This is a genomic window from Hymenobacter plasmatis, from assembly GCF_020711255.1.
In the GTDB taxonomy this organism is placed as follows: Bacteria; Bacteroidota; Bacteroidia; order Cytophagales; family Hymenobacteraceae; genus Hymenobacter.
In genome coordinates, this window is sequence record NZ_JAJFAW010000002.1 from 190470 (window position 1) to 212366 (window position 21897).

Consider the following 21897-nt stretch of genomic DNA (forward strand, 5'->3'; position numbering starts at 1 on the left):
AGCGCGGAGGCTAGCCCCACCTCGAACCCACAGACCTTTTTGCCGGTTAACAACCTGCCGAAGGAACCTATCTTTAGGCCTTCCCGACTTCCTACCCTATGATTCACTTCACCGAATTCACCCTCGATAACGGCCTGCGCTGCATCGTTCACGAAGATTTTTCCACTCCCATGGCCGTGCTCAACGTGATGTACGACGTGGGCTCGCGCGACGAAGACCCCGGCCACACCGGCTTTGCGCACTTGTTTGAGCACCTCATGTTTTCGGGATCGGTGAATATTCCGAGCTACGACGAGCCGCTGCAGCGCGTGGGCGGCGAAAACAACGCCTTCACCAGCTCCGACGTCACCAACTACTACCTCTCGCTGCCGGCCGCCAACCTCGAAACCGGCTTCTGGCTCGAAAGCGACCGCATGCTGAACCTGGCCTTCTCCGAAAACGGGCTGGAGGTGCAGCGCAAAGTGGTGGTAGAAGAATTCAAGCAGAGCTACCTCAACCAGCCTTACGGCGACGTGTGGCTCAAGCTCAAGCCGCTGGCCTACCACACCCACCCCTATCAGTGGAACACCATCGGCAAGGAGATTTCACACATTGAAAACGCGGTGATGGACGACGTGCGCGGCTTTTTCCAGAAGCACTACGCGCCCCAAAACGCTATTTTGGTGGTAGCCGGCGCCGTGAGCGAAGCTGAAGTGCGCCGCCTGGCCGAAAAGTGGTTCGGCCCCATTCCCGGCGGCCCGGCCTACCATCGCCAGCTGCCCGCCGAGCCCGCGCAGCAGGAAGCGCGGCACCTGCGCGCCTCGGCACCCGTGCCGCTAAGCGCTTTGTACAAAGCCTACCACATGCCCGCCCGCTCCGATGAGCGCTACCACGCCGTGGACCTGCTCAGCGACGTGCTGGGCCGGGGCAAGTCGGCCCGCCTGCACCAGCGCCTGGTGAAGGAGCAGGCGCTGTTCAATAACATTTCGGCCTCGCTCACCGGCTCGCTCGACCCGGGCCTGCTCGTCATCAGCGGCAAGCTGAACGCGGGCGTGGACCTGCAAGCCGCCGATGCCGCCGTAGAAGCCGTAGTAGCCGAATTCCTGGCCGCCGACGTGGATGCCCAGGAGCTCGAAAAAGTAAAAAACCAGGCCGAGAGCAGCCTGGTTTTCGGAGAAATTGACCTATTGAACCGTGCCCTGAACCTGGCTTATAGCAAGCTCCAGGGCGATGCCAACCTGGTAAACGACGAGAGCCGCCGCATTCAGGCCGTGACCGTGGCCGATGTGCGCACCGCCGCCCAAACCGTGCTGCGGCCCGAGAACTGCAGCACCCTGTATTACGAAGCGGTATAGCGGCCCGGCGCCAGTTTATTTACGTTTGGCCGGGGCTACGGGCACGTTGCTGTCGCGGCTCAGTGAACTGTTGGCGGGCTTGGGCGTAGCCGCGCGCCGGGCGCGGTTGTCGTTGTAGCCGCCGTTGCCTTTGTAGCCCTCTTGCTTGCGCATGGCCATGCTGGGGGCCAGGTAATACGTGCCGTCCTTCAGGTCCTGCGGTACGCCGGCGCCGTAGGGCTTGCCGGTATGCGGGTTGATTTTGACGGTGGAAGCTGTGCGGGGCTTGCGGCTGGAGTAGGGCGCAATCTTCTTCCGGGCAGCGCGGGGCTTGGTTTGCGCGCTGGCATCGGCCACGGCAAAGCTGAAAATGACGAGGGAAGCGAAAAAGTAGCGGAGCATACAGCGGCAAAATATGTGGGTGGGTGAAAAGCGGGCCCGGCTTACCCAAGCCGGGCCGAAAGCTCATCGGCTCCCATCATACGCACAATCGCCGGGGGAGGTGACAGGGCACATAACGGAAGCCGATGAAATGCTATTCGCGCTCGTTGAGCCCGGTTCCAGACCGGACCGGCAAGGCGACTAGTTGCCGAGCGTGGTTTGGGTGCTGACGGGCTTGCGGGGAGGACGTACGCTGTAGGGCACAGGCACTTTGCTGGTGCGGATGTGCACGGGCATGCCGGGAGCAGCATACACGTTGGCGTTGTCGAGTTCGCCGCGGGAAGCAGCCGCGCCGTACGAAATATCAGCACCGGAGGCATCAACCGAAGCGTTGGAGGCAACTACCGTTTGGGAATCGTCCAGGGGAGGCCAGCCGTCGTTTACGCCAGCCACGGTGGGCGTCGTTTTCAGGGCCACGCGGCGGGCCTTCTTGTCGGCGCGGCGGGCGGTGCGGGCCGTGGCTTTCGCCGATTTGGCCGTGGTTTTGGTAGTAGTTGCAGGAGCGGTTTGGGCAGAGGCCTCAGCTACCAAAAACAACGACAGAGCGAGCGTAATCAGGGAACGGAACATAGCTGGAAAAAGAATAAGTGAGCGGATGTCTGGGGTAAAATCGATAACCGTGCCAAAACTCAATATATCATCCCAAACCACGTAAAAAGGCCCGGCAGGCCCATTTTTAGTGGGTCGGCCGGGCCTTTTAGTTTCCAGGCAATCGGGGTAGTGCAGCGGCATCAGCCGCGGGCTTGGGCCAGGCGGGCTCCTGCGAGCCTACGCGCTACCACCCGGCAGGCGCGGGCGCTGCTTTCTTCTTGGGAGCAGAGATGGGAGCTGCTTTCTTAGGAGGTGTAGCTTTGAGAGCTGCACCGGTTCCCGCAGCACCACCGGCGGGGCTCATGGCGCCGGCATTGGGTGCGGGTGCTGTGCCTGCTTCTGCGGCTGGCACGGCGCCGGCACCGGACGACTGGCCAGCGTTGATGGCACTGCCATCTACCTGAGTGGGCACGGCGGCGGGGCGGCCGCTGAGCTTATTCATGTGGTTGAGACGGCGCTCGCGGGCAGCGGCGGCATCATTGGCCATCACGTTGCGGCCGCTTTGCAGCATCACCGGCGTGCCGGGAGCCGCCGACATGCCTTGGCGGTCGTTGCCGCCCTGGGTAGAGCTGCTGGTAGTGCCGGGGATAAAGCTATTGTCGGGCGGCGTCGAGGCGGTATTGCCGGGGTTGGCGTCGGGTTTGGCGGGACCGCTGGGGTAAGGCGAAACCGTGCGGCCGTCGTTCTGCGGGGTCTTTTCGTTGCCAGTAGCCCGGTTCTGGCCGCCCGTGGTGGCTTTCTTAGCAGCGCTTTTCTTGGGGGAGCCCCATGAGTCAGAAGAGCCCCAGCCGGCTTGGGCAGAGGCGGTGGTTGCGATGCCCACGACGAACAGGAGCGAGAACAAAGTGCGTTTCATATACAGAAGAGCTTAAAAATCAAAGTAGAAATGACAGAAACAGGAAGGTAGCGACAGGAAGGGTAAGTTGAAAGGATAAGTTCCTGCCCACATACGCAAAAGGTTCAGTTAAGGCCCGCCTCGTGCCCTAACTTTGCAGTTATGATGCAGGAATCCATTGCCAGCCTTGCGGCCGAAATTACGGCGGCCGACTTGAGCAGCACCGCCCACCTCGATGCGTTTCGCATCAGCTACCTCGGCCGTAAAGGCCGCCTGGCCGACCTGTTCGACCAGCTCAAAACCGTGCCCGCCGAGGAGAAGCGCGCTGTCGGCCAGCAGCTCAACGCTCTCAAGCAGCAGGCCCAGGCCCGATTCGACGAAGCCCAGGAAGCCGCCGAGTCGGCTGCTGATAACGCGCCGGCCAACCCTGATTTTGACTACACCCTGCCCCCGGTGCCCAACGCCCTGGGCACCCGCCACCCGCTGATGCTGGTGCGCGAAGAGATGCTGCGCGTGTTTGCCCGCATCGGCTTTGCCGTGGCCGAAGGCCCCGAGATTGAGGACGACTGGCACAACTTCACGGCCCTGAACTTCCCCGAAAACCACCCCGCGCGCGACATGCAGGACACGTTCTTCGTGGCCCCGGTGTCGCGCACGGCCGACCCCGACGCTGCTCCCACCGGCGCCCCCGCCCTGCCCCACCTGCTGCGCACCCACACCAGCACCGTGCAGGTGCGCGTGATGGAAACCGAGCCGCTGCCCATCCGCCGCGTGATGCCGGGCCGTGTGTTCCGCAACGAGGCCATCTCGGCCCGGGCGCACATGATGTTCCACCAGGTGGAGGGCATTTTCATTGACGAAGGCGTGAGCTTCGCCGACCTCAAGCAGACGGTGTACTACTTCGTGCAGGAGCTGTTTGGGCAGGACATCAACATCCGATTCCGGCCCAGCTTCTTCCCGTTCACGGAGCCCAGCGCGGAAATTGACATCACCTGCCTCATTTGCAAGGGCGCGGGCTGCAACATCTGCAAGTACTCGGGCTGGGTCGAAATCGGCGGCTGCGGCATGGTGGACCCCGCCGTGCTCGAAAACGCCAAGATTGATTCCGACAAATACTCGGGCTATGCCTGGGGCATGGGCATCGAGCGCATTGCCATGCTCAAGTACCAGATAAAGGACCTACGGCTGTTCACGGAGAACGACATGCGGTTTTTGCGGCAGTTCGAAGCGCTGTAGCAAATTGCTTTTTCTTTTAGGGAAGCGGGGAATGGTTGGCCAACAACCGTTTCCCGCTTTTTTGCATCATGAGCAGCATGCCCCTTGCCCAGCCCGTTCCCGCCCCCACCCGCCTTGACCCGTTTCTTAGCCAGAAGCTAAAATTTTGGTCCTTGGTAGCCATGCTGCTATTGGTGTACGTGCATGCCTACAACCTGCACCCGCGCTACCTGCAGCCCTTTACGCCGGTGCAGGAGCCGCTCACGGCCGGCACGTGGCTGCAATATTTCCTGGCCAATGGGCTGCTGCGTTTTCGCATTCCCATCCTGTTTGCCATTTCGGGCTATCTCTTTGCCCGGCGCGAAGGCCACGAACCGCACGGGGCGCGGGTGCGGCGGCGCTTGCGCACGCTGGGCCTCCCCTATTTGCTCTGGAGCCTGCTGTGGCTGGGCGCCTTGTGGGCGCTGGAGCAATTCCCAATCACGCGCCAAGCCGTTATCGACGCCGAAATCAGCCCGTTCTGGCCCCGGCAGCTGCTCAGCCAGTACTCCGTGGGCGAGCTGGTGCAGCGCTGGCTGGTGATGCCGGCGCCGTTCCAGCTGTGGTTTTTGCGCAGCTTGCTGGTGTATAATTTGGCTTATCCCTGGCTCAGAATTGCGGTGCTGCGGCGGCCGGGCATTTACTTCGGCCTGGCGGGCCTGTTGTGGTTTTTCATGGTGCCGCTTCCCTTGGTCGAGGGCGAAGGGTTGTTGTTTTTTGGGCTGGGCGTATGGCTGGCACTGCGGGATAAAAACGTGCTGGCGCCGCCGGCCTGGTTCCGGCCGGGGCTGGTGGCCGCGCTGTGGGTGGGCGCCACGGTGGTAAAAACCTGGCTGGCGTTTCATGCCGGCCCACCGTTTTCGGTGCCGTTGGCCGTGCTGATGCTGGCCCTGCACAAACTAGGCGAAATCAGCGGCATGCTCACGGCCTGGTTTGGGCTGAATGGGCTGGTGCGCTGGTGCATGGCCCGGGGTTGGTTTCGCTGGCTGACGGGGTTTTCGTTCATGATTTATGTGCTACACGTGCCGTTTGTGAACTATGCTACCGAACTGGCGTTGCGCTATGCACCCGCGGTGCCGCACGTCCATTTGCTGACCTACCTCGTCCTGCCGCTGCTGGTAATCTTGGTGAGCGTGGGAGTGGGTGCGCTGCTACGGTGGGCGGTGCCAGGCATTTATGCTACGCTCACCGGTGGGCGGGGACTGGCTACGTCGTAAATTTGTAGCCCCAAAAGGACTGCCCACCCCGGGCGTATTTTATCCAGACTTTTATTCCATCCCCAACGGGCGGCCCGCTACCCCTACGAAATCTGCCTCCTAGGCTCGCATTTCGACAAAATCGTGATTCATGAAGGTTAGAAATCAAACCACCAACAAAGTAAACGTCATTACCCTGGGCTGCTCCAAGAACATAGTGGACAGCGAAGTGCTGATGGGCCAGCTCCAGGCCAACGACTTCGACGTAACCCACGAAGCCGAGCAGTCGGACGCCAACATTGTGATTATCAATACTTGCGGCTTTATCGACAACGCCAAGCAGGAAAGCATCGACACTATCCTGCGCTACGCGGATGAGAAGGAAGCCGGCCGCCTCGACAAGCTCTACGTGACGGGCTGCCTCTCGCAGCGCTACAAGGACGAGTTGGAGGTAGAAATCCCCCAGGTAGATGCCTACTTCGGCACCCTGGAGCTGCCCCAGATGCTGAAGGTGCTCAACGCCGACTACAAGCACGAGCTCATTGGCGAGCGCCTCATCACCACGCCGCGCCACTACGCCTACTTCAAAATCGCGGAGGGCTGCAACCGCCCCTGCTCGTTCTGCGCCATCCCGCTGATGCGTGGCAAGCATGTAGACCGTCCCATCGAGGACCTAGTGAAGGAAGCCAAGCGCCTGGCCAGCATGGGCACCAAGGAGCTGATTCTCATTGCTCAGGACCTGACTTACTACGGCCTGCAAGCCTACGGCGAGCGCAAGCTGGCCGACCTGCTCCGCAACCTCTCCGACGTGAACGGCATCGACTGGATTCGCCTGCAGTACGCCTACCCCTCGCAGTTCCCGCTGGATGCGCTGGACGTGATGGCCGAGCGCGAAAACATCTGCAAGTACCTCGACATGCCCCTGCAGCACGGCTCCGACAACATGCTCAAGAGCATGCGCCGCGGCATCACCAAGCGCCGCACCATTGAGCTGGTCGATACCATTCGGCAGCGGGTGCCGGGCATTGCCCTGCGCACCACGCTCATCGCCGGCCACCCCGGCGAAACCGAGCAGGATTTCCGCGAGATGTACGATTTCGTGGAGCAGACGCGCTTCGAGCGCCTGGGTATCTTCACCTACTCGCACGAGGAAAACACGCACTCGCACACCTTGGTGGACGACGTGCCCGCCGAGCTGAAGCAGGAGCGCGCCGACGCCATCATGGAGCTGCAGCAGGGCATTTCGATGGAGCTGAACGAAGCCCGCGTGGGCCAGACCTACAAGGTGCTGTTCGACCGCAAGGAAAGCGGCCATTTCGTGGGCCGCACCGAGTTTGACTCACCTGAAGTGGACAACGAAGTGCTGGTGCCGGTGGAAAAAGACACGTTTGTGCGCCTCGGCGACTTTGCGAACGTGAAAATTACCTCGGCCACGGACTTTGACTTATACGGCCACCTCGTTTAGCCCAAGGGCCGACTAAGGCAGCCCAGGATATATTTCTGGTATTGGCGTTTGGCTGGCTTTCAGCTCAATTTTTCGCCAGCGCTTCCCTTGGCCTGGTGATGACCTGCGCGGCTTGCCCAATATTTAAATGCTCAAAAGGCAGCCAAGAGGCTGCCTTTTTTGTTTAACCCCGACCTTCGCTTTCCGGACCCGAATTCTTGAAAATCCGTGAAATCCGCCAAATCCGCTTAAATCCGTGATTCAGACACTATCCTACGCCGAAACCGGCGCGTTTTCCGGCCTCCTGACCGACTACATTGCCGAGAAGCCCGCGCTGGCGCCCTTCTACAACCGCTGGCCGTCACTGGAAAACTTTGCGGCCCAGATTGAGGAGAAGAAGGCTACTTACACGCCCGAGGCCCGCAAGCGCCTGGTGGCCGCCCTGCGCGACCAGTACGGCTTTGCGCCCGACCCGGAGCCGGCCATTGAAAACAGCCTGCTGCTGCTAGCTGAACCCACCACGTTTACCGTGACGACCGGGCACCAGCTCAACGTACTCACGGGGCCGCTGTATTTCATCTACAAAATCGTGACCGCCATCAAGTTGAGCCGGCAGCTGAAGGCGGCTTACCCGCAGTACGACTTTGTGCCGGTGTACTGGATGGCCACCGAGGACCACGATTTCGCCGAAATCAACCACTTCACCCTCTTCGGCAAAACCTATTCCTGGGACTCGCCGAACACCGGCGGCCCGGTGGGCCGCTTGCCGCTCGACGGCTTTGCCGAGCAATTGCTCAACCAGCTGCCGCCCGAGGTGCCGGCCGCCTTTCACAAGGCCTACGCCGAGTCCAAGACCCTGGCCGAGGCCACGCGCCGGCTGGCCGATTCTTTGTTTGGCGAGTTCGGCCTGGTGACGCTGGATGCCGACCGGCCCAATCTGAAACAAGCCTTGGTGCCGCTGCTGGAGAAAGAAATCAAGGAGCAGGTTTCCAACGCCGCCGTACAGGCCACCAACGCCCGCCTGACCGCCGCGGGCTACAAGCCCCAGGTGTATTCGCGCCCCATCAACCTGTTTTACATCACCGACGAGGGCAAGCGCGAGCGGCTGGAGCCCGACGCCAGCGGCGCCGACTGCGTGGAGGTGACCATCCGGAACACGGCCCGCTGCCACAGCCAGGAAGAGTTGCTGGCCCTGGCGCGGAAGCACCCCGAGCGGTTCAGCCCCAATGTGGTGCTGCGGCCGGTGTACCAAGAGATTTTGTTGCCCAACCTGGTGTACATCGGCGGAGCGGCCGAGGTGGCGTACTGGTTTCAGCTCAAGGACGTGTTTGCGGCGTTTGGAGTGCCCATGCCCATTGTGCTGCCCCGCAATTCGGCCGAATACATCAGCCGGCCCAATGCGGGCAAGCTCAAGAAGCTGGGCCTCACCTGGCGGGAGATTTTCCGGCCGCTGCCCGAGCTGAAAAAGCAGGTGGGCGCCGCACTGGGTCAGGAAGAAATCAGCCTGAAAGAGCAGCAGCAGGCGCTGGCCGCGGCCTTTCAGCAGGTGCAGGAAGTGGCCCAACGCCTCGACCCTACCCTGGTGCGCACCGTGGCCGCCGAAGCCCAGAAAGCAGCCGCTGGCCTTGCCGGCCTCGAAAAACGCCTGAGCAAAGCGGCCGAAATGAAGCACGAAACGGCCTTCACGCAGCTCGCCCACCTCAAAGACAAGCTCTTTCCCGGCGGTGGCCTGCAGGAGCGCACCGACAATGTGCTAAGCATCTTGATTAACAACCCGGAGTTTATTCAGGACCTGATGGTTGCGTTTGAGCCGCTGAAGCTGGAATTCACGGTGCTGGAGGAATAGCGGAAAAGCAAGCAACCCAAGCTTCCACAGGGTACCTGCCGCGGCACTGTTGCTGGAGTTGCAGCTCCGCATCAGTTTCTTTGTTCAGGCTCGGGACTTACGGCATCCCGGCTGCTCGCACCTGCCCATGAACCCCGACCATCGCAAAGCTGCCCTGCGCCGCGCAGCCTTAGTCCGGCGAGCCGCCTTGCCAGCCCCGGAGGTGGCCCGCTTCAGCCAGCGGCTTTGCGAACAGTTTTTCCAGCATTTCCCGGTGGCGCATTGGCGCTGGCTGCACGTGTTTCTGCCGCTGGCCCGCCATAATGAGCCCGACACCTGGCTTATTATTCAGCGCATTTGGGCCGAGAAGCTGGGCGTCCGGCTGGCAGTACCGGTAGTGCAATCCGATGGCATTTCGCTGAAACACTACGAGCTCACGCCCAACACGCCGCTTCAAGACAACCGCTGGGGCATTCCTGAGCCCCTGGCGGCAGCTGCCACCGAAGTCTCGCCAGCAGCTTTTGATGCCGTGCTGGTGCCGCTGCTAGCGGTAGACGAAGCCGGCCACCGTGTGGGCTACGGCGGAGGCTTTTACGACCGTTTTTTAGCCCAATGTGGCCCGAATACTAGCTTCATCGGCGTAAGCGTACTAGATGATGCGCCCGTTGCCCGAATTGCCGATGTGCTGCCTACTGATATTCCTCTGCACGCCTACCTGACGCCTGGTGGGGTGTGGCGGTTTTAGCGGTGGTTGAAGGCGCGGTCCGTCATGCAGCGCGAAGCGAAGCATCTTTACCTCATTACTAATTCAATCGGCTGTCAATAATCGTCTGTCATGCTGACGAAGGAAGCATCTTATCACACCTGCATCGTTCAGCGGCGATAAGATGCTTCGCTGCGCTCTGCATGACGTTCCACCATCAGCACGACACGCTTTTACCGGCTGGCCGGGGCACCCGGCGCCTTCACTTCCTCAACCTTGGCAATGCGGGCCTGGCCCCAGGGGGCAATACTGACGCGCACACGCAGCGGATGCAGGCGGCCCAACTTTTCCAGGCGCAGGCCACTGCCTTCGGGCACGTAGTAGCGCTCCAGGTTGTAGCGCAGGCCGAAGGACGTGCGGTACACGTTGGTGACCCAGCCGCGCAGCACCACTTGGCCGGGGCCGGGCCGGGGCGCTTTGGGATAAACCCCCACTGCGGTACTGAGGCTATCGGGGCCGGGAGCCAGCAGCACAAATACGCCCTGCCTGCGGCGTGGGGGCTGGGCTGCATCGTGCCACAGGCGCAGCGGCGCCTCGCTGATGGCGTAGTGCAGGCGCACGAAGTCGCCATACAGCAAATCGCGCGGGTCGATGGGCGTGGTGGCCAGGATGATGTGCTGGCCGAAAGCAGCCGTGGCATAGCCCGCCCCGGCCACTCCCAACACGTAGAGCACCTGTGCCGCTACCAGCAGGCGCAGCAGCGGCCGGCGGCGCTTGGGGTCCGAAAACCAGGTCAGCAGGTTAGGCATTGCGAGGTGGGGTTTCCGGGGTGGGCGCCGAAGGCGTGGCGGAAGTGTCGGCCGAATTCGGTGCGGGTGTAGGCGGGGGCGTAGCTGCGGCCAGCACCTGGGCATTGCGGCGGCGCAGGTACCAGCTCAAGCTCAGCAGCAGTACGCCGCCTAGCAGGAAGAATAGTGACTTATCCAGAAACGCCCAGGTTAGCTTGAAGTAGGCCACCATGGTCGCTACCACAAACAGCACCGCCCCGATGGTAAGCTGCTCGGGGTCTTCGTCGCGATGGGCGCGGGCCAGCACCGAGCCCGCGTGCGCATACAGCACAACCAACGTAGCCACCGCCAGCGGCAGCCCGCCCGGCAGGTAGAAACCAGGCAGGAGCAGCAACCAGTCAAGCAAAGTGTCGAGCCGGCCGCGGGCCCGCTTGCCGGCTACAGACAGCGCCAGCACCACCGCCAGCGCCCCCAGATACGGCAGTAGCGGCGGCCGCAGCACGTTGGCATAGGTATCGGTTTCGCCAAAAGTGGCCAGCCCAAACATGAACAGGTACGCGGCTACCAGCGGGGGGCCCTGCAGGGCCCGGCCCCCGGGCCGGTTGGGCTGCCAGTCGCCAGCGGCGTAAACCAACATGGTTGGCACAAAAAACCAGGTGATTTTGGCGTGCAGCACAATGATGAGCAGCCCAATTTGCCAGAGCAGGCCCGCCGCCAGCACCGTGCTGCTCACCACATCGGGGCGGCGCCACCAGTAGTAGCCCATGCCGCCTGCCACCATTACCGCCGTGGCGTAGCTAAAGCTGCCCAGCGACTCCACGCAATACGTTTGCACGGCGGCGCCAATCACCACCGTGAGCAATACCAGCAGGCGCGAGCCGTACACGTAGCTCAGGGCCACGCCGGCCACCACCCAGGCCACCAGGCCACTCACGTCGTAGCCTACAAGCTGGTAGAGCTGGCTGGTGAGAATGATGCTGGCCCCGAACAGAATCAGCCCCAGCCCAATGAGGCCGTGGCCCAAATCGGGGTTGCCGCGCCGCAGGAAGTACGCCCCGGCGGCGTAGGAGCCCGTGAGGCTGCCCAGCATTATGGCCAGGCGAAGCACATCGGGCAAGGCCTGCCAGTTGGCGGCCACCACACTCAGCGCGCTGAGGCCCACCAATACACTGCCCAGCAGCGGCAGCAAGCCCAGGGCCTGCGCTTCGGGCGGGTAGCGGGCCAGCAATTTCTGCCGCTGCTCTTCGCTGATGAGGCCTTCGGCAACCCAAGCGGGGCCTTCGGTTTCGAGGAATTTGCGGGACAACGGGGAGTGGTAAAGTCGTGAAAAGGCGAAAGGAAGTGTAAAGAAAGAAAAACTCCCCTCCTTATCAAGGAGGGGATGCTCAACTGCTAAGTTGAGATGGGGTGGTTGGATCGTTTAACGACTTGCGTTGACATTGTTCGGGTGTCGTACGAGTATCGTTCAACGGCTCAACCACCCCCGTCCGAGCCTTCGGCTCGAACATCCCCTCCTTAGTAAGGAGGGGAGCTTTTTGTTTTAGGCTGCTAGCGCCTTTCTAGCCCGCGTCATTTCCCGCTTGCCGGGCGGGCCGGGCAGCTTTTCGGTGAGCCAGCCGGCCGCTCTCAGGTTGCGCCGAAACTGGCCTTGCGCACAGTAGCTCACCAGCACCGCACCCGGCGCGGCAGCGGCGTAGAGCTGCCGAAAAATGGCCTCTTCCCACAGCTCCGGCTGCTTTTCGGGAGCAAAGGCATCGAAATAAATCAAGTCGTAGTGGGCGGTGGACAATGCAGCTTCCTGCAAGGGCCGGTGTAGCTTGGTGAGGCAGAACTCCGGTGCCAGCGGGTGCGCCTCGCCCCACGGAGCGGCGTGTAGCGCCCGGAACCAGCGGCCGGCCTCGCCCGGCTGCGCCTCCCACTCAGGAGCCAGCGCAGCCACTACTGCAGCCGGCAGCGGCAGGGTTTCGAGGGCATCGTAGGCCACGACAACGCCGGCTTGCTGAGCACTGCGCAACGTCAGCAGGGCGTTGAGCCCAGTGCCCAGCCCAACTTCGAGCAGGCGCACCGGCGGCCGGCCGGGCTGCCCGGCGCCGGAGGCGAGCAGCGGCGCCAGCCCGGCCTGAATGTAGACAAACTCGGACTCCTGGCGCGCGCCGTGCCGCGAGTGGTACTGCTCGTCCAGCGCCGGCACATAAAGCGTGGCCGAGCCGTCGTGCGTGAGGCGCACCTCTACCTTTGGCCCCTCGAATAATTCTTCATTATTCATTCTTAGCTATTCATTAAAAATATGGCCCGCATAAAAGTAGCTCTGCCCGATACCTTCTCCTTCGCCACCGAAATCCCCGTTCGCATCACCGACCTCAACTACGGCGGCCACCTCGGCAACGACGCGCTGCTGGGCCTGCTGCACGAAGCGCGGGTGCATTTCCTGCGCTCGCTGGGGATGCAGAACGATTATGACCCCGTTTCAAAGCTCGGTCTCATCATGGTGGATGTGGCTGTGGAGTACAAAGGCGAGGCGTTTCACGGCGACGTACTGCGCATCGAAATGGCCGCCGCTGACCCCAGCAAGTACGGCTTCGACGTGGTATACCACGTGCACAACCAGGCCGGCAAAGAAATAGCCCGCGCCAAAACCGGCATGCTCTGCTTTGACTACAACAATCGCAAGCTGCGGCTGCTCCCGGTGGAATTGGCGGCCCAAGTGGGCTACTCTGCTATTCATTAAGCTTACTTTTGAAGATTCACGCTTTTCTACCCATTGCATGCTCTTGTTTGTGCGCACTTTATGCGGCCCTCACCAGCGATTTCTGCCGGGAATCCTTCTTCTTTTTGCGACCTCGGCTTCCGTAGCCCAAACGGCGTCGCCGGCCCCTGGCCGTTCAGAAACTTCTTTTAAAATGCCTGAACTATCGGAAGGCGGTGGGCAAGCCGGCTTGGTCCGCGCCATTCAGCAGCGCGTTAAATACCCGATGCGAGCGCTGCGTTACGGCATTCAGGGGCAAAGCGAGGTAAGCTTTGTAGTGGCACCCGACGGGAGTGTGCGACGGGTTAAAATTATGCGCAGCCTGGAGGCCGACACAGACTCTGCCGTGGTACAGGCCGTGAGGCAGCTGCCGCGGCTAGCACCGGGTGTACAATTTGGCAAGTCTGTGGCGTGTGTGCTCACCGCCCCCATCACCTTTCAGCTTGATGGGCTTTCACGGCTGGCGCGCAGCAAACGCCCGGTCCCCGCCGCCGACTCCTTACAACTGTATACGGCGGTCGAGCAAATGCCGATTTATCAAGGAAAACTAGGCTACAAAGGGCTGGCGGCCGATTTGAATGCGGAGTACCTGCGCCTTCGGGCCGAAAGCGGCTGCTTCGTGCCCAGCACGAATCTTGGGCTGTTGGTGACGGTAGGCCCGGGAGGTACGCTGTACGATGTGCAACGTGTGCAACACGACCCTAAAGAATATGATGTCTTACGCGCCGAATATGGCGACGCCGTAGCGGTACAGGAAGAAGAGGATTTGCCGCCGGCCTGCCTAGCACTCTTGGCACAGGCGGCCCGCAATTTGCCCCGCGTAGCCCCCGCCTTCGCCAATGGCAAGCGGGTGGCCATGCGGCTACAACTGACCTTGCTAGCACCGGACAAATGACCAAAACGACGGTGCGAACCAAAGAATTCGGAGGGCATTAAGGCATATTTATCGGCTTTCGGAACTCAACGCCCTGAGCGGTTGTATTTTTGCGCTATGCTTCTGGAACTGCCCCTCGCCCCCACCTTTAAGAAACGTGACATCCGCAAAACCTCCCCCGACGAGCTCAAGGCCTTTATGGTCGAGCACGGCGAGAAGCCGTTCCGCGCCAAGCAGGTGACGGAGTGGTTGTGGAAGAACACTGCCGCCACGTTTGAGGAGATGAATAACATCTCGGTGGCAACGCGCGAGTTGCTGGACCAGCACTTTGTGATAAACGGCGTGACGGTGCAGAACAAGCAGCTCAGCAACGACGGCACCATCAAATCGGCGTTTAAGCTCTACGACGGCAACATTGTGGAGGGCGTGCTCATTCCGCACGACACCCGCATGACGGCCTGCATCTCGAGCCAGGTGGGCTGCTCGCTTACGTGTAAGTTTTGCGCCACCGGCTACATGGACCGCAAGCGCAACCTCGACGCGGCCGAGATTTACGACCAAGTGGTACGCATCCGGGAGCAGTGCGAAAGCCAGTACGGCACGCCGCTCACCAACATCGTGTATATGGGCATGGGCGAGCCCCTGCTCAACTACGCCAACGTGGTGGAAAGCGTGCGCCGCATCACCGCGCCCGATGGCCTGAACATGGCCCCGCGCCGCATCACCATCAGCACGGCCGGCATCGCCAAGATGATTAAGAAGCTGGCCGACGACGATGTGAAGGCCAACCTGGCCCTGTCGCTGCACGCGCCCACCGATGCCAAGCGCAACGAAATCATGCCCATCAACGAGGCCAACTCCCTGGCCGCGCTGAAGGAAGCCCTGCAGTATTACCACGAGAAAACCGGCCGCAAGGTCACCTACGAATACATCGTGTTCGATGGCTTCAACGACGGGCTGGACGACGCCGAGCACCTCTTCAAAATCGCGAAGTGGCTGCCCTGCAAGGTAAATTTGATTGAGTACAACCCCATCGAAAACGCCGACTACCAGAACGCGGCCGACGACAAAATCACGGCCTTCCACAAGTACCTGGCCGACCGCGGCGTGCAAACCAACATCCGTCGCTCGCGCGGCAAGGACATTGACGCAGCCTGCGGGCAGCTGGCCGTGAAGGAGAAAAGCGACGTGGCTGCCTAGGCCACTAGATTCAGCTCAATTTTTATCAAAAAGCCCGCTCTTCTATTCGAAAAGCGGGCTTTTTGATGTGAAATGCCGTCGTTGGGCTACTTGTTTTTACCAAACCGGTACGAGGCTTCCAGGTAGGCGGGGTAAATGCCGCCCACGTTGCTGCCGTATACAAAGCCTAGGCTGCCGCTAAAGCGCTTGGCATGGAAGCGCCCGCCCACGAGACCGAGCGCGCCGCCATCGTAGATGTACGTTTCGTTGAGGAGCGACACGTAGTTGGAAATGCGTTTGGCACCGCCCAGTACCACCAAGGGGCTGCTGCTGGTTTCGCCGCGGCTCGTGAAGCCATAGCCCACGCCCAGCGTCACGTTGTCGTCGGCGGTGCCGTAGGTGCCCACGCCGTAGCCAATGCCGCCGCCGGCGCTCTCGCCAAATGCCGAGATGTGGGCGTAGAGCGCGCCCACGCCCACGTGGAATTTTTCGCTCACCGGCACACTCACTTTGGGCGTGATAGCAATGGCTTTGCCCGCCACGAAGGGTATTATCGGCACCAGCACGCCGAGCGAAATATTATCGGTGATGCCGTAGTTAGCGCCGATGAAATAGACTTCGATGTCCTGCACGTAGCCCTCGCCGCGGCGCAGGTTGCGGGCCGTGGGCGCAAACAGCAGGCGCGTGCCGTTGCCTACGTCCTGGAAGCCTTTTTTGGCTTGCTGCTCCGTGAGCAGCTCCAGCCGCTTCAGGTTGGCCCGCTGCACTTTGACCAGGCCCAGGTCTTTGGTTTCGAACTCCAGCTCCTGCGCATTACTAGCCCGCAGAATGCCATTGAACGAGCTGCCCGACAGCAGTTCCACGCTGTAGGTGCGGCCAATGATTTCGGGGACTGCTTTGGTGCTGACAGGCGGGTTGGCTGCTTGCGGCACCGCCGCAACGGCCGCCGGAGCGGTGGCCTGGGCACCCAACTCCTGCACGCGGCGCGCTATTGCCTCGCGCACGGCCAGAAACTCCGCTTCGGAATACGGCCGGGCATCCAGGCGGCCGTCGCGCAGGCGGGCACGCAGCGTGATGGCGCTGTCCGGGGTTAGGGAGCGCATGAAGCGGGCTTCTACGAAGTTGTCGGCCGCGTAGGTGGGAAACAGCCCAAAACGGGCCTTCTCGCCGCCGTCGATAACCTCGCCCACGGTAGGGCTCACCACCAAGACCCGCTCGGCGGGGGTTTGAGCCAGGGCTGGCAGGCCGAACAAGCCCAGCGCGGAGCCCAGGCAAAGCGAACGTAGAGATTTATTCATTGAGGAGTTTGGTTTCCCCAAAGATGGCTTTATATCCCCATATCGCCGCAATGCCAAATATTGAATCAGAGGACTTTTGGCGCGCTGGCAAAGCAGCCCAATCCTCAGCCGCAAATTGCCTCTATGCCCCGCAGCCGGCTATTTGCTTCCGCTCAGCCAGCTCAACTCACACGAAAAAAAGGACATTCTAAAAATCCCGGGGACTTCTAAGAACGCCAGCTACCGGTGGAACGCGGGCGCCCAGTGGCAATTTCTTCGTGCGATTCGCCGGGTGCAAACTCCTGCAAGCGCACGCGCACGGCGTGGGCCTTGGGCTGCACCTTCTGGCCAAACATGTCGGCAAATTCCTGAGTAAACTCAGCCCCGAAGAAGATGATGAGCGAGGAATAGTTGACCCACAGCAGCAGCACAATGGCCGAGCCCGCCGCCCCAAAGGCCGAGCCCGGGTCAGATTTGGCGATGTAGAAGGCGATAAGAAACTTACCGATAACGAAGAGCAGCGCCGTGATGAAGGCCCCGATGAGCACGTCGCTCCAGCGAATAATGGCATCGGGCAGAAACCGGTAAATTAGCGCAAACAGCAGCGTGGTGACGCCCAAAGACAGCGCAAAATCGACGAGTTGGATGGCTACCACGCCCACCATGGGCAGTACCTGCTGCAGCCAGCCGGTGAAGGCGCTCAGCACCGCGCTTATCACAAAGGAAATGAGCAGCAGCAAGGCCACGCTCAGGATGAGGCCAAAGGACAGAAACCGCTGCTTGATAAAAGCGCCAATGCCGATGCCCTCGGTTTTCACCTTCAGGTTCCAGATGTCGTTGATGCTCTCTTGTAGCGTGACGAAAAACGTAGTGGCCGCAAAAATCAGCGTGGCCACGCCAATGGTAGTGGCGATGGGGCCGCGCTGCTGCAGCGTAAACTTGGCAATGCTGTCTTGTAGAAACTTGGCCGAATCGGGGCCCACCAGCCCTTTCAGCTGGCCGTAAATCTGCCCGGTGAGGGCCTCGCCGCCATACGCGGCGCTGGCCACCGTGATGACGATGAGCAGCAGCGGCGGCAACGAAAAAATGGTGTAGTAGGAAAGCGCCGCCGCGTGGCGGAAGGAGTTGTTGTTGCTGAATTCCGAGGCCGACGATTTGAGGACAGCCACAACATCGGAAAACTTGTAATGTGCCATGCAGCGGAAATTTTAAGCAGCGAAAACCAGGATTATTGCCACTAGTACGGCCGGCGCGCAGCCGCGTTGGCCCAGCCGCCGGGCACCGGCCCTGTACTAAGGCGCTGAGCGGGGCAGCGTAGGCCCTGAGGCAAGCCAAATTCAGCTGGAACCGAAGCGCCTATTCCGTGCGCCTTGCTCGTATCTTGCTGCCCAATCGCGCTTCTTTTACTCATACTCAATCCCGCTTATGTTCTCCATTACCCGCCTGGTGCACGTGTTTCTGTTTGCCGCATTTGGCCTGCTGTTGCTGGCCGGTCCGGCCCAGGCCCAGAAGCAAAAAGTGAAGACCAAAGGCGGGCTGGCGGTGTCCTACCCGGCCGCCGAAGGCTTCGACCTGGCCGGCTCCGACCCCAAAGCCGTGGCCATAGCCGACCGCGTGATGCGCGAAATGGGCGGCTACGACAACTGGCGCAACACCCGCTTTCTGGCCTGGAGCTTCTTTGGGGGGCAGTACCAGATTTGGGACAAGTACACCGGCGACTTCCACTGGGAAAAAGATTCGCTCGTGGCCAACTTCAACCTAAACACCAAGCAGGGCCACGTCTACAGCCGGGGCCAGGACATCTCGGCCACGCCCGCCGGCCAAAAGACCCTCGAGCGGCTGCCCGCCATTTGGATAAACAACTCCTACTGGCTGCTCATGCCGTTTAAGCTCAAGGATTCGGGCGTGACGCTCACCTACAAGGGCGAAGCCAAAACCATGGACGGCGCCGTGGCAGACGTACTGCAGATGACCTTCAAAAACGTGGGCGTGACGCCCCAAAACCGCTACGAAGTGCTGGTAAACCGCGCCACCGGCCTCGTGGATGAGTGGGCATATTTCGCCAATGCCACCGACGCGCAACCGGCCTTCCGCCGCCGCTGGAACGAGTACGAAAAGCACGGCAGCATCCTGCTGGCCGCCGGCCGCAGCGAAGCCGCCAAGCCCAGCCGCCTCGACAATATCGCCGCCGCCCAGACCCTGCCCGCCGACGTAATGACGAGCAAAACGCCGGTTGCCAAACTCAAATAAGCAGCACCTGCCAGCCGCCCAGCCATTTTCTAGCCGTAGCCTTAAGCCCGGCGCAGCGTCCAGCGTAGGGTTTCTATAGGGGCCTCGCGTAGGGCAGCCGCCAGCTCGGCATCGTCGCTATACTGTAGCTGCGTCAGCACGCTTGCTTCCACGGTTACTTCTGCCTCGTCCAGCACAAAGGGCCAGGGCTCTATGTGGATGGGGCCGCCCGGGTGGGGCTGGCGCACGTCGTAGCGCTGCCCATCGGGCCCGCGGCTGATTTCGAGGGAGCGGCCCATTTCGGGCAGTTCGCCCCGGCACAGGATAAGCGACAGGCGGTCGGTCCAGTGCAGCAGGTCGTAGGCCGATTGGGCTTCTTCTTTCTTCACCTTCAGGGCCCGGCGCCACTGCTGCTGCCCGGCGCGCAGCTCGTCGAGAAAGCCCGTGATGGCCGGGGTGCTGCCCCGTAGGCTTTCGTAGAGGCAGCTCAGGTGCATGCTGGTGAGCAGGCTGCGCCACTGCCCCTGGTAGCGGGCGGCGGCCATTACGCCCCGGGCCTGGGCCATGGAGAATTCCTTCTGGGTGAAGTTGGCGGGGGCGCCGGCGGGCGTCAGGCCGTGGTGGCCGCCGCGCTTGTACCATTCTTCCTGCTCGTCGTCGTGCTGGGCGGCGGCGGCCAGCAGGCCCACCCAGCGGTCGGGGGCGAGGGTGGGCGGCCACAGCCAGGCGAGCTGCGCCGCGAGCAGGGCGTGGGCCTGCTGATAAATAATCTGCCAGCCGGCAGGAGTGGAATTAACTATCATGGAACGCAAAACGCTTGAGCAGCCACCTTTCAACTGGAAAGGCCACCAAGGGGTTGCCGCAGTGTGGGGGCCGCGCCGGCGTGGCCGGTTTTAGCTCAACTACAAGGGCCGGCAGCCGCAGCGTCATTACCAAGTATCACCGAAGAAAAAGGCCGTTGCCAACCCGCCCGCCAGCCCACCGTATCCCGGCCATGCCCAACGCCCGTGGACCCAGCTCCACCCAAGCCCTTTTTACGCCGCTCACCGTTGGGCTACCCGATGGCCGCACCTTGGGCCTGACGCGCTACGGCAACCCAGCCCACCAGGCCGTGGTGTTTCATCACGGCTTCGGGTCCTCCAGCCTGGAGCTGCCGCCCACCGTGGCCCTGCTCGACCGCCTGCAACTGCAGCTGCTGGCCCCCGACCGGCCCGGCGTGGGCGTCTCCAGCGTCTGCCGGCCGCTCACGTTTCCGTCGTTTGCCGCCGATGTGGTGGCCGCGCTCGATGCCCTGGGCATTGCTGGGCCGGTGGCCACCATGGGCTGGTCGGTGGGCGGGGTGCACGCGCTGGCGCTGGCGGCCTGCTACCCCGGGCGGGTGGCAGCCGTGCAGCTGCTCAGCACCTGCCTGCCGCTGGGCGAGCCCGCGGCGTACCGGCACCTCACCCGCACCTGGAAATTCCTGCACTGGGGCCAGATAGCTTTCCCCTGGCTAAACCGCACCACCTTTCTGTGGCTCAGCCGGCAGTGGGCCCGCCACCCCGACCGCACCATCGATTGGTTTATCCGCCTCATGCGCTCGGCCGAGCGGGCCGTGACCGCAAAGCCCGGGTATCGGGAGCTGCTGCGCGATGCCGCCGTGCAGGGCTTTGCGCACCACGGCCGCGGCGTGTTCGACGATGCCCAGGCCTGGTGCCGCCCGCCGGGCTTTGCCATTGAGGCCGTGCAAGCGCCCACCACCATCTGGCACGGCACCGGCGACGGCGTGTGGGCGCCCGATAACATTCCTTACCTAGCCAGCCGCATACCTCTGGCCCGCATTAAGCTACTGGCAGGCCAAGGCCACATGCTGTACCTGGAAAATTGGGCTGCGATTTTAGAAGAAACGCGCGCGCTGCTAGGGCCACCCTGCCCGGGCTAATGAATTCGCACCCGCATGGAATGCCGGCCCGGGGCATCGTAGTGGTAGCTCAACAGGAAGCCGTAGGTGTCGCAAATCTGCCGGGCAATGGCCAGGCCCAGCCCTACGCTGCCCGGCGGCCGCTCGGGGCCGGGCCGGAAGCGTACGAAAAGCTGATCGGCGGGCAGGGCGTGGGGGCGGCCGGTGTTTTGCACCGTGAGCTCATCTGGCGTGAGCAGGACGCGCAGCTCGCCGCCGGGCACGTTGTGCCGGATGGCGTTGCTGAGCAGGTTGCTCACCAGGATTTCGATGAGCGAGCGGTTGGCTGCTACGGTGAGCGTGGGCGCCAGACCCTCGGCAACCAGCGTGAGGTTGGCCGCTTCGAGCTGCTCGCGTAGCTGCCCCAGCTGCGTGCGGATGACGGCAGCCAGGTCCACCGTTTCGGAAGGGAAAAACAGCTGCTGGTCGAGGTGGGCCAATAGCAGCAGGCTGCGGCTGAGGTGCGTGAGGCGCTGCGTCACGTCCAGCAGCGGCTCGATGTGGCCCGCCTGCTCTTCGGTGAGGCCGGGTACTTGCACCAGCATGTCGAGCTTGGTGCGCAGGATTGCCAATGGCGTTTGCAGCTCGTGGGCCGCGTTTTCGGTGAATTCCTTCTGGCGGTGGTAGATGCGCTGGTTGCGGTTCAACACCCGGCTCAGGGCCGAATTGAGCTCTTTGAACTCGGGAATGCGCGTGGGGGCCAGGCTCAGGGGTTGGTGCTGGTCGAGTTTGTAGCGCTGGAGTTCGCCCAAAGTCTGATAAAAGGGAGCCCACAGCCGCCGCGTCAGGAAGTGCTGCAACACCAACAGCCCCACCAGCAACACACCAAACAGCAGCGCCCCGGCCTGCACAATGCGCGCCAGCAGCTCCTGGCTCTCGAGCATGGTGGTGCGCAGCTCCAGCCGGTAGGGCCGCCCCTGGAACTGCACCGGCGCTGCCAGCTGGCGATAGGGTACTGCCTTCCCAACGAGTTGGTTGTACATCATCCGCACGCTGAACGCAGCTGGCGGCCCGGGTGCCGTCAGCGGCACAAACTCCACGTTGTGGTCGAGCTGGTGCCAAAAGGTAAGGTCAGCGGGCGTGCGCAGGTACAATCGTAAGTCGTTCTCCACGCGCAGCTTGCGCCGGCTCAGGGTGCGGTCGACGTAGACGTAGTAGATTTTGCGAATGAACTCATAGTACACGAACGTGCCGGCCACCGCCACCACGCTGGCATAAAGCAGGAAAAAGACGGTGGTGCGGGCCAGCAGCCTCATGAGTTTG

At 62.1% G+C, this 21897-nt stretch carries 21 protein-coding genes; 11 read left to right on the forward strand and 10 right to left on the reverse strand.

Translation table 11 applies throughout. The annotated features are described in order from the left end of the window. The first annotated feature begins 98 nt into the window (after positions 1 to 98). Positions 99 to 1334: a M16 family metallopeptidase gene (locus LJ738_RS02135; RefSeq protein ID WP_227784680.1), complete on the forward strand. Its 1236-nt coding sequence runs from the start codon at positions 99 to 101 to the stop codon at positions 1332 to 1334. A 15-nt stretch (positions 1335 to 1349) separates the two neighbouring features. Here LJ738_RS02135 and LJ738_RS02140 read toward each other — a convergent pair whose 3' ends face one another. From LJ738_RS02140 to LJ738_RS02150, 3 genes are all read right to left on the reverse strand, one after another. After that, positions 1350 to 1715, reverse strand: a complete 366-nt coding sequence (locus tag LJ738_RS02140) for a hypothetical protein (RefSeq protein WP_227784681.1) — start codon at positions 1713 to 1715, stop codon at positions 1350 to 1352. A 180-nt stretch (positions 1716 to 1895) separates the two neighbouring features. After that, positions 1896 to 2324, reverse strand: a complete 429-nt coding sequence (locus LJ738_RS02145) for a hypothetical protein (RefSeq protein ID WP_227784682.1) — start codon at positions 2322 to 2324, stop codon at positions 1896 to 1898. A gap of 205 nt (positions 2325 to 2529) precedes the next feature. Beyond that, positions 2530 to 3201 carry a hypothetical protein gene (locus LJ738_RS02150; RefSeq protein ID WP_227784683.1) on the reverse strand — a complete coding sequence of 224 codons (672 nt, stop codon included), beginning with the start codon at positions 3199 to 3201 and terminating at the stop codon, positions 2530 to 2532. Positions 3202 to 3342: 141 nt separating this feature from the next. On the opposite strand from LJ738_RS02150, the gene pheS reads away from it, so the two are divergent. The 5 genes from pheS (at position 3343) to LJ738_RS02175 (ending at position 9644) form a co-directional block, all read left to right on the forward strand. After that, on the forward strand, positions 3343 to 4416 hold the full coding sequence (gene pheS, locus LJ738_RS02155; protein ID WP_227784684.1) for a phenylalanine--tRNA ligase subunit alpha: 1074 nt from the start codon (positions 3343 to 3345) through the stop codon (positions 4414 to 4416). Between the two features lie 68 nt (positions 4417 to 4484). Next, positions 4485 to 5651 carry an acyltransferase family protein gene (locus LJ738_RS02160; RefSeq protein ID WP_227784685.1) on the forward strand — a complete coding sequence of 389 codons (1167 nt, stop codon included), beginning with the start codon at positions 4485 to 4487 and terminating at the stop codon, positions 5649 to 5651. Between the two features lie 130 nt (positions 5652 to 5781). Beyond that, positions 5782 to 7095: a 30S ribosomal protein S12 methylthiotransferase RimO gene (rimO, locus tag LJ738_RS02165; RefSeq protein ID WP_196282794.1), complete on the forward strand. Its 1314-nt coding sequence runs from the start codon at positions 5782 to 5784 to the stop codon at positions 7093 to 7095. Positions 7096 to 7330: 235 nt separating this feature from the next. Continuing rightward, on the forward strand, positions 7331 to 8920 hold the full coding sequence (bshC, locus tag LJ738_RS02170; protein ID WP_227784686.1) for a bacillithiol biosynthesis cysteine-adding enzyme BshC: 1590 nt from the start codon (positions 7331 to 7333) through the stop codon (positions 8918 to 8920). 127 nt (positions 8921 to 9047) lie between these two features. Beyond that, positions 9048 to 9644: a 5-formyltetrahydrofolate cyclo-ligase gene (locus LJ738_RS02175; protein ID WP_227784687.1), complete on the forward strand. Its 597-nt coding sequence runs from the start codon at positions 9048 to 9050 to the stop codon at positions 9642 to 9644. A gap of 191 nt (positions 9645 to 9835) precedes the next feature. Here LJ738_RS02175 and LJ738_RS02180 read toward each other — a convergent pair whose 3' ends face one another. From LJ738_RS02180 to mnmC2, 3 genes are all read right to left on the reverse strand, one after another. Then, positions 9836 to 10411 carry a GDYXXLXY domain-containing protein gene (locus tag LJ738_RS02180; RefSeq protein WP_227784688.1) on the reverse strand — a complete coding sequence of 192 codons (576 nt, stop codon included), beginning with the start codon at positions 10409 to 10411 and terminating at the stop codon, positions 9836 to 9838. Then, on the reverse strand, positions 10404 to 11696 hold the full coding sequence (locus LJ738_RS02185; protein ID WP_227784689.1) for a DUF2157 domain-containing protein: 1293 nt from the start codon (positions 11694 to 11696) through the stop codon (positions 10404 to 10406). The genes LJ738_RS02180 and LJ738_RS02185 overlap by 8 nt, the downstream gene beginning before the upstream one ends. A 234-nt stretch (positions 11697 to 11930) precedes the next feature. Continuing rightward, a complete protein-coding gene (gene mnmC2, locus LJ738_RS02190; protein WP_227784690.1) occupies positions 11931 to 12656 on the reverse strand; it encodes a tRNA (5-methylaminomethyl-2-thiouridine)(34)-methyltransferase MnmC2 in 726 nt (241 codons plus the stop codon). Positions 12657 to 12677: 21 nt separating this feature from the next. On the opposite strand from mnmC2, the gene LJ738_RS02195 reads away from it, so the two are divergent. From LJ738_RS02195 to rlmN, 3 genes are all read left to right on the forward strand, one after another. Beyond that, positions 12678 to 13118 carry a thioesterase family protein gene (locus LJ738_RS02195; protein WP_227784691.1) on the forward strand — a complete coding sequence of 147 codons (441 nt, stop codon included), beginning with the start codon at positions 12678 to 12680 and terminating at the stop codon, positions 13116 to 13118. Between the two features lie 172 nt (positions 13119 to 13290). Continuing rightward, on the forward strand, positions 13291 to 14031 hold the full coding sequence (locus tag LJ738_RS02200) for an energy transducer TonB (RefSeq protein ID WP_227784692.1): 741 nt from the start codon (positions 13291 to 13293) through the stop codon (positions 14029 to 14031). A gap of 96 nt (positions 14032 to 14127) precedes the next feature. Beyond that, positions 14128 to 15210: a dual-specificity RNA methyltransferase RlmN gene (gene rlmN / locus LJ738_RS02205; protein ID WP_227784693.1), complete on the forward strand. Its 1083-nt coding sequence runs from the start codon at positions 14128 to 14130 to the stop codon at positions 15208 to 15210. Between the two features lie 86 nt (positions 15211 to 15296). On the opposite strand, the gene LJ738_RS02210 is transcribed toward rlmN, so the two are convergent. Further along, a complete protein-coding gene (locus tag LJ738_RS02210; protein ID WP_227784694.1) occupies positions 15297 to 16487 on the reverse strand; it encodes a hypothetical protein in 1191 nt (396 codons plus the stop codon). 206 nt (positions 16488 to 16693) lie between these two features. Next, positions 16694 to 17635 carry a YihY/virulence factor BrkB family protein gene (locus LJ738_RS02215; protein WP_227784695.1) on the reverse strand — a complete coding sequence of 314 codons (942 nt, stop codon included), beginning with the start codon at positions 17633 to 17635 and terminating at the stop codon, positions 16694 to 16696. Positions 17636 to 17891: 256 nt separating this feature from the next. On the opposite strand from LJ738_RS02215, the gene LJ738_RS02220 reads away from it, so the two are divergent. Next, positions 17892 to 18716: a DUF6503 family protein gene (locus LJ738_RS02220; protein ID WP_227784696.1), complete on the forward strand. Its 825-nt coding sequence runs from the start codon at positions 17892 to 17894 to the stop codon at positions 18714 to 18716. A 41-nt stretch (positions 18717 to 18757) separates the two neighbouring features. Here the strand turns inward: LJ738_RS02220 and LJ738_RS02225 are convergent, their stop codons facing one another. Then, positions 18758 to 19498 carry a DUF3891 family protein gene (locus LJ738_RS02225; RefSeq protein WP_227784697.1) on the reverse strand — a complete coding sequence of 247 codons (741 nt, stop codon included), beginning with the start codon at positions 19496 to 19498 and terminating at the stop codon, positions 18758 to 18760. Between the two features lie 191 nt (positions 19499 to 19689). Between LJ738_RS02225 and LJ738_RS02230 the strand changes: the two genes are divergently transcribed. Continuing rightward, positions 19690 to 20616, forward strand: a complete 927-nt coding sequence (locus tag LJ738_RS02230; protein ID WP_227784698.1) for an alpha/beta fold hydrolase — start codon at positions 19690 to 19692, stop codon at positions 20614 to 20616. Here the strand turns inward: LJ738_RS02230 and LJ738_RS02235 are convergent. Beyond that, positions 20613 to 21890 (reverse strand): sensor histidine kinase, encoded by a 1278-nt coding sequence (locus tag LJ738_RS02235; RefSeq protein WP_227784699.1) that lies wholly within the window; start codon positions 21888 to 21890, stop codon positions 20613 to 20615. The two genes, LJ738_RS02230 and LJ738_RS02235, sit on opposite strands and share 4 nt — an antisense overlap. Positions 21891 to 21897 lie beyond the last annotated feature (7 nt).